The following is a 14502-nucleotide window of genomic DNA, read 5'->3' on the forward strand; positions in this document are numbered from 1 at the left end:
AACTGTGTTGATAACCTGAGGAATTTTGAATTATCAGTACGTTTGCCTTGACCTCTATGATATGATGACAGTATATATGGCCCAACAAAGACAAACTCAACCCATCACCCAGAGGTCATCACCATGTCTCACATCGCCTACGTTCGAGTCAGCACAACAGATCAGAATACCGATCGTCAGCTTGCCGACTCCGGCATTCAGTTTGACAAGATATTTACCGACAAGACCAGCGGCAAAAGCACTGACCGCCCGCAACTCCAGGCTTGCCTTGAATATCTGAGGGAAGGTGACACGCTCCACGTTCACTCAATCGACCGCTTTGCCCGCAGTCTCAAGGATCTTCAGACGCTCGTTGACCAGCTTATGGTCAAGGGTGTGAAGGTGCAGTTCCACAAGGAAAATCTAGTATTCGATGAAGGATCAAACAACCCTATGAACAAGCTCATGTTTCAGATAATGGGCGCTTTTGCGGAGTTTGAGCGGTCGGTAATTCTTGAACGACAGCGGGAAGGAATTGAACGTGCCAAGGAGAAGGGCGTGTACAGTCACGGGAAGGGTGGCAGAAAGAAAACCGTAGACCGTGACTTGGTCCGCAAACTGCGTGTTGAGGATTTGAGCCTGCGCAAGATAGCTGAGCAGGTTGGGTGCAGCCTCTATACCGTGCAGCGGATCTTATCCGGCGATCAGCCCAGGGAATCCCGCTAACACTAGCACATAATCCAAGGCCAGAGCTTCACGTCCTGGCGATTTCGGAGCGAGTCAACCTGGATCAACTCCCGGCAAAGCCTCACATGTGCCACCCATATTTTCAGGCCACCCAATTAAAATAAAAAACCTATTAAAACTATATTAATTGGCATCAATTAAGACCCAGAAAACGCAGTTCTGTGTTACAAAAAAAATATTTTAAAAAAAAATTATTACATTATTTTAGCAAGTTAAAAACAAAAGTTCGGCCATCTCGGACGCGCATTTTTTATTTTTACGAAAAAAAATCGTATATATATTATATGAGTTTTCGAAATTCCAGCCCGGCAATGTCCGGGCTTTTTTTGTTCATTAACTTTAAACCATAGGAAAAATTTATCATGAAGACAATCAAATCTTTCACACTCAGCCATGAAAGCATCCGGTATTTAGCGGAACGCTCCGCCATGACAGGCCAGTCACGATCAACGATCCTCGACGGAATCATCAATGAGTATGCCCAGCAGGCATACAAAGCTTTCGTGGCGGACGTTCGCCGCCAGATTGATGAAATCTGCCCTGACCGGGAGGTTGCGACCAATGGCCAGGAGTAAGCGCCGCATCGGCTCCGCACTCCGGTTGCAGCAGGAACTAGAAGCGTTGTTCTTCCAGGCCGTGGAGGCCGGAGATTTGAAAGCATCCGGCTATTTGGCTCAAATTTGGGTTTCTTGCGAAAATCACGCGAAAGAAGAAAGGGCGCAGAAAAAGAGTCAGAAGACATCAATTGACCAATTATGCAAAATTCTTTCAGAAGGCAGAAAAGAACTTTTAAAAAAAATGAGTAACAATGAGGGTGAAGACAATGAAATATAAAAATGATGATACAGTGACAATATCAAAGCAAATTATTGATGCAATAACTAGAGATAAATTAGCAAGCGAAATCACAAGTCATGAAAGATGCAAAAATTTAAACAATCTTGAATATGCGATTAATTACTTTATCAACGATTATCATTACACCTGGAATGAAGAAAAGAAGCAGTTTTGCACCCACCTCCGGGAGGGCGAAATTGCTATCCCAGATGGCCGCACGGTCCATGAGCACCTTGACGGACTTCTGTCCGATCCAAAGACGGCGTGCCTCTTGGCCACCAGAGCCGAGGTCGAGCGGTACGAGAGACCCAAGTGCAATCCCTGGATCAAGGGCGCGGACTTTTCTCTGAAGAAGCAAGCTGCCGTCTTGAAGCACGAACCTGAGCTGGCCAAACGGTGGCGGCATGAGGGCACGACCATCAATGCCGAGGTGCCCAAGTAACATTTCCGCCGAAAAATGACGGTGAAAAGTGAGCTGGCGGCGACGAAAATTCAGTGCAGCCCACCTGCCAGCGAAGAACAGGCGTAGCTTCCGGGATTTCTGACGGAAGCTGCGCTTTAGTAGAATAATTATATATATGCTAACCAAGAGAAAACTGAAAGAATGAAAAAAACTCTTAAAAATCGAATCAAACAAATGACCGAACATGCTGCCGAATTGATACCATCACCGTTAGCTTTTCTTTTTTATACAGAAAATGACTCAGACATTAGCCAAGATGAAATGCACGCTTGTCTCGAAGAATTACAGAGAAAAATTCATTCAGACGGAAATCATTTCGGATTCATCGCTATAACGGATGAAACAGAGCATGGTTTTCATTATCATGTGATATGCTTTGTATCATCCAGATCGTATGGTAATTCTTTCAGGTTTGGAAGTATGCTCAATAAAGTTTGGAATGAATCCTTACCCGGAAAATTATATCCTTTCTGGCCTGATAATCCAATGTATCGGTTAAGCACTCAAATGGAAGCATTCCTTGAGCGTTGTAACTATTTCAGCAACCCACATAAGAGCCAAATTCCAAAATCACTTGAGCACTCCAAGAAACGCTACTGGTCAAGCCATCTATCCAGCCTTTCAACAAAAAGGAAGGCGGCATGAGAAGAGCAGGAGCCCCGACCGAAGGGAGGGCTCCCCTCAGACCGTAGGGAAGAGTTGCATTCACTCAGCCACAAAAAGGTTTACAAGTTGACTGCATCGAAGCCTGTATGAAATCCGATCAAATCGCCATTTTCTACACCGACCATCTTCTTTTCTGGCTCCTGGCCTACATCAAGCCATAGAGTGCATTTTTCGTAATCAGAAATGCAAGTTATAATCAACCGTAAGCGCTCCATATATTCAGGCAATACATTTGATCCATATTTACAGCAGAAAGGCTCATAGTGGTCATTCTGTGCAAAATAAAGGCATCCTGGCCAGGACATGATACAGGCTCCTGAGCGGGACACCCCCTCCAATCAACAAAAAGTCAGTAATGAGGGCTAGTCGATGACTGGCTTGTTCGATATGTTACTAGTAACAGGAGACTGAACCATGGCCATGACATGCGCAGAACGACAGCGAGAGCGCCGAAAGAGATTGAAGAAAGAAGGCGATAAGGAGATCCTTGTCCGACTGGATAAGGACCAGCTAGAAGCATTGAAGGCATTTTGCGCCAAGCACGGTGTGACCGTCAGTCATGCAGTTGGTATCGCTATCGAAAAAAGCTTCTTCAAACCTCGTAAAGCTAGGAAAGTTGAGGAGCTCACTGTCTACGCCGACGAGATAGTCTACATAGTTGATGAAGATAGAGTTTGCAGACGAATTGGTGACTAGTAACGGGATTTCGATTTCTAAACTTTCCGTTACTTTTTACCTTTGGCCCATGGGCTCATCGCCAGGTCTCTCAGGGCCGGGACACTCAAATGAAAATCCAGTAGCCCGATTCCATTATCCAGTTTGAAATCCAGGCCAAAACTATCCGAATAGCTGCCGTGAATTTGGGAAACCCCGGCTCCATCAGCGGCATCGTGCCCTGTAATTTCACACCGGACTTCAACGCCAACACCCAAATCCCGCAGTCGGTCAACCACAGTGTTCCTGAAACAGTGAAAATCCAGTTTATCACCGTCCGTTTCGCCTTCAACACGGCCTACACCAACTGACCGCCGCAATTTCATGAATCTATCAGTCAGCTTGTATTGCGATCGCCACTGAAATTTGTATTCTGAGCTGTTCACCTTCTTGTTCGCTGAAAGGCTTTCCTTGAACAAAAAATCATCTGGCTCGAATCTTTTTACAAAATCAAGAAACCCCAACTGCACCAAGAAAGGATGAAGCGGAATTGGTCGATAGGAGTCCTTTGATTTCAAGTTTTTGACGCTAGTGTCGGTCAAATCAATGTATAAAACACCAGCACGGCCTTTCATCGGGCTAGATGATTTCCTGAGCGTGTACACGTCCAGACGCTCAGGTGTGGCTTTTATGTCCTTTGCCCTCAGGGTCAATATCTCACCCATACGCATTCCACTAAACAAGGCGATCAATGGCCCCCAGAAATCGCCGGGCCTTTTTGCAGACCACCTCATATATATGTCCGGCTCAAACAATGCCCTGAGTTCATCCAAACTGTAAGCTCGTGTTGGTGTTCCACCCGCCATGCTCACGGTATACTCAAGATCCGAAGCTTTGCCCGACAGTTTTTTGCGAATGGCGGATGCTGTATCCGCTGAAAGATATCCGTGCTCATGGCACCACCCCACGAACCGCCGTACATCCTCGCACCGCTTACGCTGCGTTCCCGGACTCAGAGGCTTATCAACCTTCACCGCTGGCCCGTAGTCGGTCAGTGGGCGGGTCAAATTACACAAATCAAGCCCCGTAGGAATATACTGAAGCCGAACAATGTACGCCGTGATATCCTCAAGCCTCAAGACATCCATGGGTTTGTCCTGCCCCACGATCAAGGCCATTTCGCGCAACCCATGGCGTTTATCACGACTTCCGTTTTTCCCGGTCTTTCCGGCGCTGACAATGCCGTCGTCCAATTCTTTCAAGTGGGCTTCAACGGCGTTTGACAGCGAGATTTTTGGCGGTACCGCTTGCGTGTCCAGTTCCGGAACTGGTGACGTCATTGGAACAGACTTCATTACTTCAGGCCGGTAAAGAAAATCGCCGCGATCGATCTTGTCCAACCTCACCTTCACGGCTTCACGCGACGCCCGAAGCAGCTTGTACGACAGGCGATGATATTCAGGGCTCGCTCTATCCAGATCAACGCCGAGTTCCGTGATAATTTCTTCCATGGTTTCAGCCACCAGGAAAATATCATTGACGGCCAGAGATTCTTCAATTTCACCAAGCCGATCCGCCACGCCGTCAGACATGTAGTCAGAATAGCGCCGAAGTTGGGCGGGCTTCAGCGTCAGAAGCTCCGCCTCGGCTTCGATCATCCACTGACCTAATTTTATTCGCAAAATTTCATCGAATCGAGATTCGAGATTACCACTGTCTCCATCCATCGATTTCCAAACTCCCGCTAACTTCGCATTAAGATAGCCAACCTTCACCCGTGCCTCACGAGCATATGGCGTTCGAAGGCTCCGGCGGATTTCCTTCCGCCCTACCACCGCCTGCAACCGCTCCGGGACGACTGCCCGCCAGTACAACATACCTCCGACACGGACCATGCACGAACCGTATGAAAAACCCATACCTTCTCCAAACTGTATCAGCAAATTGTATCAGCCGGAGAAAATGTCCTAAAATCACGATTTTCAACCCTTCCATTATGCCGCGAAGGCCAATAAAAGAAAAAGGGTTTCGCCCAGTTAGGCGAAACCCTCAATTCTTCTTGGTGTCGAAGGGGGGACTCGAACCCCCACGGGAAATCCCACTACCCCCTCAAGATAGCGTGTCTACCAATTCCACCACTTCGACATCTAAGCATTCAAATTTGCGTACTAATCTCGCAAACCGGAGAAACAGTCTTTAGCGATGCTCCACTGGTTTGTCCAGCATTTTTTTACTGATTTTTTTCCTGACCTGCAGATTCTTCTGCAGGGGCCGTGGGGACTCCGGCGGGGGCTGTGGGAGTCTGGGTCACGGGCATGTCGATCACAATGGATTCCTTGGGGGAAGTGTGCTTCTGCGTGCTGACGTACGTGAAAATGATGGAGGTGAGGAAAAACACGGTCGCCGCTCCGGCAGTCAACTTGCTGAGCAAATTGCCGGCGCCGGTGGAACCGAAAACGGAACCTCCGCCACCACCGAAGATTATCCCCATGCCCTCTTTGCCGGATTGCAGCAGTACGAGGACGACAAGGGTGACACAGGCAATTACATGTATGGTAATCATCAGGGAGTTCAAAAAAATACCTCCTAAATTATGCGAGCACGATCTGGCTGAAACTGTCCGCTTTGAGACTTGCGCCGCCTACCAGCACTCCGTCCACATTGTCAAGGCGGATGATGGCTGCGGCGTTGTCAGGCTTGACGGAACCGCCATAGAGAATGCGGATTTTGGCGCCCTCACCGGGCAGCAACGATTCGAGTTTGGAACGCACCAAGGCATGCGCAGCCAGGATTTCGTCCGGTCCGGCGACATCGCCCGTGCCGATGGCCCAGACAGGCTCATAAGCGACGGCCAGATTTTCGGCCGTGGCGGTGGACAGCACGTCGGCCAGCCCGCTCTCGAGCTGACGGACCAGGACTTCCTCGATTTGCCCCAGCCGCCGCTGAACGCTGGTCTCACCGATACAGAGGATCATCTTCAGCCCGGCTTCCAGTCCAAAGGCCACCTTCCGCCCGATCAGCTCATCCATCTCTCCCAGAACGTGTCTGCGCTCGGAGTGTCCGGCCAGGGCGTAAGTGCAGCCCAGATCCAGAAGCTGTTCCGGCGCGACTTCACCGGTGTAGGCGCCCTGGGCGGCGGGATAGAAATTCTGGGCTCCGGAAAGGCAGCCTTCTTTCCCGGCCAGGATGGGACACACCGAATGCATCATGGTAAACGGCGGGCAGACCAGCACTTCCCTGTCCTTGGGCAGCTTGTCGAGCAGGGAGACCAGCTCTCTGGCCGTGGCCACGCCCTCTTCCACCGTCTTGTACATCTTCCAGTTGGCGGCCATGAGCAGTTTCTTCATGACTTGTTCTCCAGTGCGGTGAAGGCAGGCAGTTCCTTGCCTTCCAAAAATTCCAGGAACGAGCCGCCGCCGGTGGAGATGAAGGAGAACTTGTCCGTCATGCCCATCTGCTCCACGATGACGTTGGTGTCGCCGCCGCCGAGAATGGTCATGCCGGAGATGGCTCCCACCACTCTGCACAGGTTGATGGAACCCTGGGCAAAGGCCGGATTCTCGAAAGCGCCCATGGGACCGTTCCAGATCACGGTACCGGCGTTCTTGATGACCTCCGCAAAAAGCGTGTGCGAGGCGGGGCCCGTATCCAGGATCATCTCGTCGGCGGGGATGTCCTGATAGGTGCGCACGCCGGATGCGATGCCGCCCTTGGGGTCGGTGCCGAGAATGAAATCCACGGGCAAATAGAATTTGACGCCCTTTTCCCGCGCCTCGACCATGATGGCCATGGCCTCTTCCAGCAGGTCGTCCTCCACGAGCGAGGTCCCGACCTCAAAACCCTGGGCCTTGCGGAAGGTGTTGGCCATGGCGCCGCCGACGATCATGGAGTCGACCTCTTCCAGGAGCGCCTTGAGGATGCCGAGTTTCGAGGAAACCTTGGCACCGCCGATGATGGCGACAAAGGGACGGGCCGGATTCTCCAGGGCCTCGCCCAGGTACTGCCATTCCTTCTTGAGCAGGAGGCCGCCGCAGCAATCCTTGATGAATTCCGTAACTCCGACCACGGAGGCATGCGCACGATGGGAAGCGCCGAACGCGTCATTGACGTAGACATCTCCCAGCTTTGCCAGCTCCCGGCTGAAATCGGGGTCGTTCTTTGTCTCGCCGGGGTGGAAGCGCAGGTTTTCGAGCAGCAGGACCTCGCCGGCCTTGAGCTCTTCGGCCATGGCCTGAACCTCGGGGCCGATGCAGTCCGGAGCCATGCGCACCTCGCGCCCGAGCAACTCCGCCAGGCGCACGGCCACGGGCTTGAGGGAAAATTCCGGTGCCGGGACGCCCTTGGGCCTGCCGAGATGGGAACAGATGACCAGCGATGCGCCATTGTCCAGAGCCAGCTTCAGGGTCGGCAGACTCTGCTTGATGCGGTTGTCGTCGACAATGGTCTCGCCTTTGAGGGGCACGTTGTAATCGACACGCATGAGGACACGTTTGCCGCTCACGTTCAGTTCATCCAGAAATCGCATATGATCTTCCTCCCATGGAGCTTTGGCTTTGATGATCGCGAACATGTGCCCGCTCTGTCTTTCGTAAGTGAATCAGCAAAAAATGACAATGCCCGGCCCAAACCAGACCGGGCTTGAATACTAATATCCGCTTGATCCCGGCTCTCAAAGTACGCACAATGAATGCATTATTTTCTACCCGCGACCAAGCAGCTGAAAGGACGCCACTATGCAAAAAATCCGTATATCCCCCATGTCCGTAAACGATCACGCGGCGGCGATGGCGCTGTGGCGAGACACCGCCGGCATCGGTCTTTCCGAAGCCGACGAGGAAGCGGCCATACAGTCCTATCTGCAGCGCAACCCGGGTCTGAGCCAGTGCGCCTGGGCCGACGGGCTTCTGGTCGGCACGGTCCTGGCCGGTCATGACGGACGCAGGGGCTACCTGCATCACCTCTGCGTGCGCGACGACTTCAGGCACCAGGGCATCGGACGTCAACTGATCACAAATGCTCTTGAAGGACTTGGCGCGCTGGGCCTGGAAAAGGCTCACGCCTTTCTTTTCACGGACAACGAAACGGGTCGCAGGTTCTGGGAAGGGATCGGTTGGACATGGCGCACCGACATCGGAGTCGTATCCGTAAACGTAGGGGAGGTGCTGAAATGAGCAGGGATCTCCTGGCCCGCAGCCGCGAACAACTGGAGCATGTGCGCGCCATCCGCCGCGAACTGCACCGCTTCCCCGAGGTGGGGACGCAGCTTCCACGGACGAGGGCGCTGGTGCTGCGTGAACTTGGCAAGCTGGATCTGAGCGTGCGCGAAGACGTGGGCGGCGGGATCGTCGCCGATCTCGACGGCCCTGCGGGAAGCCCGCGCATCGCCCTGCGGGCGGACATGGATGCCCTGCCGATCCAGGAAGAATCCGGGCTTGAATTCTCATCCCAGATCGCAGGTCAGGGACACATGTGCGGTCATGACGCCCACACGGCCATGCTTCTGGGCGCAGCTCGACTGTTGTCAAGCCGGAGAGGATCACTACGGGCCGGAGCACGCTTTCTCTTCCAGCCCAACGAGGAATTTCAGCCCGGCGGAGCCAGGGCCATGACAGAGGCCGGATGCCTGGATGGCGTAAACGAAGTCTACGGCCTGCACGTCTGGCCCGGACAACCAACCGGCTGGTTCGGCACACGCAAGGGGCCGCTCATGGCCCGGCCGGACGTCTTTTCCATCACGATCACGGGCAAGGGCGGTCACGCCTCGGCCCCGCATCAGTGCGAAGATCCGATTCTTGCAGCAAGCCATCTGGTCACCGCCCTGCAGGGCATCATCTCCCGCCGGGTCGCGCCGCATGAACGGGCGGTCCTGAGCGTGACCCGCTTCGAGGCAGGAAACAGCTACAATACCATCCCGGACAAGGCGTTTTTGCAAGGGACAGTGCGCGCCATTACGGCACAGACCGGCAATTTCGTGCAGGCGCAAATGCAGAAACTTGTAGGCAATCTGGCGCAAGGCATGGGCGTGAAGGCTGAGCTTGATTACGTGCGCGGGTTCCCGGTGGTGGTGAACGACGCCGCGAGCACGGCCAGAGCCGTGGATTTGCTGCGCAGCATCTCGGACAACGTGGAGGATGAGATAGAGCCGGTCATGGCGGGAGAGGACTTCTCGTACTACCTGGAGCACGTTCCGGGCTGCTTCGTCTTCATGGGTTGCGGAGCCTGCGCCGCGGACGGACGGGGTGGGCTGCACAACGCCTGTTTCCGCCTGGACGAGGATTGCCTCCCCTGGGGAGTCGCGGCCCTGGCCTCGTTGGTCCCGTAGGGGCGACCCTGCGTGGTCGCCCTTCTTCAGCCCTACGGTTGCTCGTAGAAGACGTACGTCGAAAATTCCGAAACCTCGAAATAGACCTTCTTTTCATTCGCACCGGGCAGGCCATCCAGATTCGCATCGGCGATGCCGTATCCGAAACGGTATCCCCGGGCCTGGCTGTCGGAGGTGCCGTAGGCCGTGGAGAGCTTGTCTATCTTGACAAAACGGCGCACCAGCTTGTCTCCGGAATATACCTCAAGCACCCCGTTGGTGCCGGTCCAGTTCTGGATGGTCCGGCCGAGCTGGTTCTGGGCTTCCTGCGTACAACCGAAAAGACCGACCAGCAGTAACGCGAACAGTAGCTTCTTCATCTATTCCTCCTTTCTCTTTGTGTGTCGGGCAGCGGGCATCCATCAGTCCGTTTCCCTCCGACGCCACTTGGTCCAGGCCGGAAGGTTTTCCCAGGCGGCCCGCATCTGCCCCTCATGAACGTCGGTGAAAGGATCGAGGGTGCGCAGGGCGGCCTTGAACGCCGGACCGTGATTGCGGTGCTCCACGTGGCAGAGCTCATGCAGGACGACATTGCGCACCAGGGGGGAAGACAGGAAAAGCAGCTTGGCGTTCAGACTGATCGTGAGCCGCGCCGAGCAACTGCCCCAGCGCCCGCCCTGATTGCGGATCTGGACGCCGCCGATGGACACGCCGTGACGTGCGGCCAGCTCACGGCAAAAAGGGACCAGATGCGTCTTGCCCAGGCCCACCAGCCACATCTGCAGCAAGGTGGCGCCAGCTCCAATATTACCGGAGGGCAAAAAAACGCTCAGGCCTTCCTCCCCGACATGCAGTTCGGCGCGAGAGCCTTCCTCGTAGCGTATCGGAAATCGGCGGTCCAGAAAATCCAACCGGACGTCATCCGGAAGCGGGTTCTGCCCAGGAGCCTCCCCCCTGTCGGCGAGCTCGCCTAATCGCTCAAGAAGCCAGTCTCGATGACGATCCAGGATGGAAGGCACTTCGGAAGCCGAGACGCGGTATGGCAGCACAACCTCGATCCCCCGGCAGGAACGCATTTTGAGCCAGACCTTGCGGGCGCGGGAACTGCGGACAACTGTGACGGGTATGGATTGCCAGTGCATGAATGAAAAAGGGCGGCTTGAAGCCGCCCCCGTTTTACCAGATGTTTTCGCGTTGAGTCGCCAGGGCTTTGATCTGTTCGTCAAAGTTCGAGAATCCGGCCTGATGCAGGGCATCAAGGACAGTGGTTTCCCAATCCCAGTTGGAATAGATGACCGGCTTGTGGAAGATGCTGCGGAAGGAAGCCAGCTCCTGACGGTAAAAGTCCTCCTTCACGCTGCCCAGATTGGACTGCAACTGCTCGAGCAGACGGGCCAGTTCCCCTTCATACCAGTCCATGAGATCGGGACCGGAGGTGTTCTTCTTGAGGATGTGCTCGTAGCGGTTTTCGGCCAGGAGCATGTGCAGGCGTTCCAAGTGCTGCTCCTGAAGCCATGCGCCAAGTCCCGCGAGCGGGATGTTCTCGGCCTCGACTTCGGCCACGTCGAACTTGGTCTGCTGATAGGTGTCCGGCACGACGGAAGCCGAGACAATGCCGGCGATGCACACGAGGCCGCGGATGATCTTGGAGTTTGACACGCCCTGTCCGCAGAACCCGACCTTCTTGCCGAACTTCTGCCCGGTGAAGATGGTGGTCAGAATAGCCCATACCACGGCCGGGTCTTCCTCGTCATAGATGTGGCGCAGACGAGCATTGTCGCGGTCCGTGCCGAGCACGAGCTGGGTCATGTCGTTGGAGCCGATGGAGAACCCGTCGAATTCCTTGATGAATTCCTTGGCCAGCACGGCATTGCTCGGAATCTCGGACATGAGGATGATCTTGAGGCCCGAGTCGCCGGAGTGGATGTTGTGCACCTGGCCCAGATAACGCTTCATGGAGCGCGCCTCTTCCAGGGTGCGCACGAAAGGCAGCATCAGATGCAGATTGGAGCCGCCGAATGCGCCGCGCGCCAGCTTGAAGGCCTCCAGCTCCCAGTCATGGATATTGCGGGACACGCCGCGATACCCGAGCATGGGGTTGTCTTCATGGCCCTCGAAGAGCAGACCGCCGAGCAGATTTCGATATTCGTTGGTCTTGTAGTCGGTGGTTCGGTAGACGATGGTCTTGCCGTGAAAGGCCATGGAGAAGAGCGCCAGGCCCTGGGCCAGGCTCTGGATGTAGAGTTCCTTGCCGCTGCGATAGCCGCGGGACTTGAGGAGTTCCTGTATCTTCTCGGGCAGGGTGCGGACGTTGTCCATCTCCTGTTGCAGACCGACCTTCTTGGCCACATCTTCACGCATGGCCGAGATCTTCTCCATGGTGCTGACGATGGCCGGATCGCGTTCGATGCGGGCCACGTCCTTGGTGATGGAGTCCTGAATTTCCAGACGGCGGCGCTGAGACTGCGGGTCGGGCCCAAGAAGCTCCAGCTCATCGGTATAACCCATGATGACCGCGACATGGTCCCTTAAATTGTGCGAGGTCTTGAGCACTTCAAAACGCTGGGTGGCAAACTCCAGATGCTCGTCGAGCTTCTTGTCCAGCTCGCGCAGCTGACGATGGATGGCCAGAACCTCATCGGTGCCCTTGGCGCCTTCCCTCTCGGTCAGCTCTTCCATCTTGCGGGCCAGGCCAGTGACGATGCCGACATGGCTGCGCAACTTGATGTCCAGCGAGATGATGCCTGCGGCCATCTGCTCGAAAACGATCTTGGTCAGGTCGTTCTCGAGAAATTCGACCTTGGTGCCGACCACGGACTCCAGGGTCCCCAGATCGTAGGCTTCAAGGGCCAAGGGATGCACGCCGATGTTGCCGAGCATGAACTCCGCACGCAGCAGGCCCACTTCGAAATCGGGCACATCGCGAAGCCGGGACAAAAACAGGGACTGCCCCACGTCGGCCAGAATGAGACCGACCTTGGTCTTGGTAGCCGGCAGCTTGCTCACATCGATCTCGCCGCCCACGTCGACGAGCGGCAGCAGGCCTCGGTAAACCTTGCCCCGGGAGCCGTCCACGGTCACCTCGTGGTTGTCCAGGGTGCGCAGTTTCTCCAGGCGCTTGATGCCGATGACCGCCGGAATGCCAAGCTCGCGCGAGGTAATGGCTGCATGGCTGGTGTCGCCACCGGCGTCGGCCATGATGGCCGCTGCGATGCGCATGCCGGGCACCATGTCAGGGTCGGTGCGCTCGGCGGCCAGGATGTTGCCCTTGTTGATCTTGTTCAGTTCCAGGGCGGAGCGCAGGTAGCGAACCAGACCCTGGCCGGCGCCACGGGACGCACCGTTGCCTTCGAGCAGCACTTCGGCTTGCTTGGCGGCGTCGGGATCGACTTCCTTGCGGCGCATGAAAATGGTGTGCGGGTGGTGCTCAAGGTCTTCGTTCCAGCGGGTCTCGGGACGGGCCTGCACGAACCAGAGACGATCCCACTGGTCGATGCAGAACTCCGAGTCCATGATCATGCCGCCGTAACCCTTGCTGATGCAGCGCACGCCCTTGGCCACGGATTCAGCCTGGGCCAGAGACAGGGACCAGCGATAGGCCATGTCCTCGGCCACGGCCTCGACCTTGGTGCCACGTCCGGATTCCTTGTAGACGATGCGCTTGTCCTTGCAGCCCATGTAGCGGATGACGATCTCCTGACCGTCCTCGCGCTGGAACACGTAGAACTTGTCGGGCGTGACCAGGCCGCTGACCACCGCTTCGCCCAGACCGTAGCTGGCGTCGATGGAAACGAGATCCTGGCGCGCGGTGCCCCGGCATCCGGTGGAGGTATCGGCGGAGAAGGCCGTACCGGAAATGACCGGGTTGATCATGCGCATGATGCACACGGACAGGGAGGTGTTCTCGATGGCCCACTCCTGCTTGGCCTTGACGCCGATGGAGTCGTCGCCGGTCTGCTCGGCCTTGGCCACGGCATCGAGGATGGCCTCGCGCCGGTATGTCATGGAGCGCAGGTTGTAGGCGGAGGCGCAGTCCCAGTGATAGGCCTGCACGACATAGTTTTCGCCGACAATGTTCAGATAGGTATCCTGCAATCCGGCAAAGGCCTTCTTGCGGCTGTCCTCGCCGGCCGCCGAAGAACGCACGGCCACCGGCTCGTTCTCAAGGCCCGCCTCCTTGCAGATCTCGAGGTAGGCTCCGCGCACGGCGTCAGCCACGTCCTTGGGAAGCTCCACGGACAGGATGGCGGCCTGCACGAGCACGGATCTCTTGCGCAGCTGATCGATGCCCTCGGGCGAAACGGCGAACCCTTCAACCACGTTGTTGATGAAGGTGCGCAGACGGATCAGGGTGCCCTCCTGCTTCTTGGCGGCCTCCTTCACGTCCAGGGCAATCTTGCGAACGAACTTCTGCAGAAATTCCGAATCCTTGTTGATCTCGGCGTCGGTCCAGTCCATGGAATCGTACGCCTTGTCCACCGAAGTGCGGACCAGGGCGGCGTTGACCTTTGTCTCATCGAGAAGCTTATGGAAGGCGATGGAGGAGATGGCCCTGAATTGCGGAGCCCGGATGCCTTCAATGGTGCTGATGATGGCAGTGTTGTAATTCTTGCCGCCGACCAGCAGTTCGGCATCTTCGCCAATCGTCACGATGTCCTTGCCGGTCAGGACGAGCTGCTTTTGAATCTGCTCTACCACGGCAGGAGGTGTAGCGACCTCCGTGGACGTATCGGCTTTCTTCTTGGAACTCTTCTTGTCGCTCTCAGCCATCTTCTCCTCCTCTTTCGTGCGCAAATCGAAAATCAAATGTGATCGCCCTGAAAAAAACTGGGCTTGGGGTACATGCCGACGCGTC

14 protein-coding genes and 1 tRNA gene are annotated in these 14502 nt (G+C 55.5%); 6 read left to right on the forward strand and 9 right to left on the reverse strand.

What is annotated here, in order from left to right; translation table 11 throughout:
* The first annotated feature begins 123 nt into the window (after positions 1-123).
* The 3 genes from CVU60_13535 (at position 124) to CVU60_13545 (ending at position 1560) form a co-directional block, all read left to right on the forward strand.
* A complete protein-coding gene (locus tag CVU60_13535; protein PKN40868.1) occupies positions 124-705 on the forward strand; it encodes a resolvase in 582 nt (193 codons plus the stop codon).
* Positions 706-1088: 383 nt separating this feature from the next.
* Complete coding sequence (locus tag CVU60_13540) at positions 1089-1301, forward strand: hypothetical protein (GenBank protein PKN40869.1); 213 nt, start codon at positions 1089-1091, stop codon at positions 1299-1301.
* Positions 1288-1560: a hypothetical protein gene (locus CVU60_13545; GenBank protein ID PKN40870.1), complete on the forward strand. Its 273-nt coding sequence runs from the start codon at positions 1288-1290 to the stop codon at positions 1558-1560. The genes CVU60_13540 and CVU60_13545 overlap by 14 nt, the downstream gene beginning before the upstream one ends.
* Before the next feature lie 97 nt (positions 1561-1657).
* Here CVU60_13545 and CVU60_13550 read toward each other — a convergent pair whose 3' ends face one another.
* Positions 1658-2212 (reverse strand): hypothetical protein, encoded by a 555-nt coding sequence (locus CVU60_13550; protein PKN40871.1) that lies wholly within the window; start codon positions 2210-2212, stop codon positions 1658-1660.
* Positions 2213-3106: 894 nt separating this feature from the next.
* On the opposite strand from CVU60_13550, the gene CVU60_13555 reads away from it, so the two are divergent.
* Positions 3107-3388 (forward strand): hypothetical protein, encoded by a 282-nt coding sequence (locus CVU60_13555; GenBank protein ID PKN40872.1) that lies wholly within the window; start codon positions 3107-3109, stop codon positions 3386-3388.
* A gap of 29 nt (positions 3389-3417) precedes the next feature.
* Here the strand turns inward: CVU60_13555 and CVU60_13560 are convergent, their stop codons facing one another.
* The 5 genes from CVU60_13560 to pgk form a co-directional block, all read right to left on the reverse strand.
* Positions 3418-5265 (reverse strand): hypothetical protein, encoded by a 1848-nt coding sequence (locus tag CVU60_13560; GenBank protein ID PKN40873.1) that lies wholly within the window; start codon positions 5263-5265, stop codon positions 3418-3420.
* 141 nt (positions 5266-5406) lie between these two features.
* A tRNA-Leu gene (locus CVU60_13565) sits at positions 5407-5491 on the reverse strand.
* Positions 5492-5576: 85 nt separating this feature from the next.
* Positions 5577-5921: a preprotein translocase subunit SecG gene (locus tag CVU60_13570; GenBank protein ID PKN40874.1), complete on the reverse strand. Its 345-nt coding sequence runs from the start codon at positions 5919-5921 to the stop codon at positions 5577-5579.
* A gap of 16 nt (positions 5922-5937) precedes the next feature.
* Positions 5938-6693 carry a triose-phosphate isomerase gene (locus tag CVU60_13575; GenBank protein PKN40875.1) on the reverse strand — a complete coding sequence of 252 codons (756 nt, stop codon included), beginning with the start codon at positions 6691-6693 and terminating at the stop codon, positions 5938-5940.
* Positions 6690-7871 carry a phosphoglycerate kinase gene (gene pgk, locus CVU60_13580; protein ID PKN40876.1) on the reverse strand — a complete coding sequence of 394 codons (1182 nt, stop codon included), beginning with the start codon at positions 7869-7871 and terminating at the stop codon, positions 6690-6692. The genes CVU60_13575 and pgk overlap by 4 nt, the downstream gene beginning before the upstream one ends.
* A gap of 208 nt (positions 7872-8079) precedes the next feature.
* Here pgk and CVU60_13585 point away from each other — a divergent pair, with 208 nt between their 5' ends.
* Positions 8080-8517, forward strand: a complete 438-nt coding sequence (locus CVU60_13585; protein ID PKN40939.1) for a GNAT family N-acetyltransferase — start codon at positions 8080-8082, stop codon at positions 8515-8517.
* Complete coding sequence (locus CVU60_13590) at positions 8463-9668, forward strand: amidohydrolase (protein ID PKN40877.1); 1206 nt, start codon at positions 8463-8465, stop codon at positions 9666-9668. Before CVU60_13585 ends, CVU60_13590 begins: the two co-directional genes overlap by 55 nt.
* A 32-nt stretch (positions 9669-9700) precedes the next feature.
* Here the strand turns inward: CVU60_13590 and CVU60_13595 are convergent, their stop codons facing one another.
* The 3 genes from CVU60_13595 to CVU60_13605 are packed head-to-tail and all read right to left on the reverse strand — an operon-like array spanning position 9701 to position 14417.
* The gene (locus tag CVU60_13595; GenBank protein ID PKN40878.1) at positions 9701-10027 is read right to left on the reverse strand and encodes a hypothetical protein; all 327 of its coding nucleotides are present in this window, start codon (positions 10025-10027) and stop codon (positions 9701-9703) included.
* Between the two features lie 42 nt (positions 10028-10069).
* On the reverse strand, positions 10070-10903 hold the full coding sequence (locus CVU60_13600) for a hypothetical protein (GenBank protein PKN40879.1): 834 nt from the start codon (positions 10901-10903) through the stop codon (positions 10070-10072).
* The gene (locus CVU60_13605) at positions 10824-14417 is read right to left on the reverse strand and encodes a phosphoenolpyruvate synthase (GenBank protein PKN40880.1); all 3594 of its coding nucleotides are present in this window, start codon (positions 14415-14417) and stop codon (positions 10824-10826) included. Before CVU60_13605 ends, CVU60_13600 begins: the two co-directional genes overlap by 80 nt.
* Between the last annotated feature and the right edge of the window lie 85 nt (positions 14418-14502).

It is taken from the genome of Deltaproteobacteria bacterium HGW-Deltaproteobacteria-18, from assembly GCA_002841885.1.
Lineage (GTDB): Bacteria > Desulfobacterota > Desulfovibrionia > Desulfovibrionales > Desulfomicrobiaceae > Desulfomicrobium.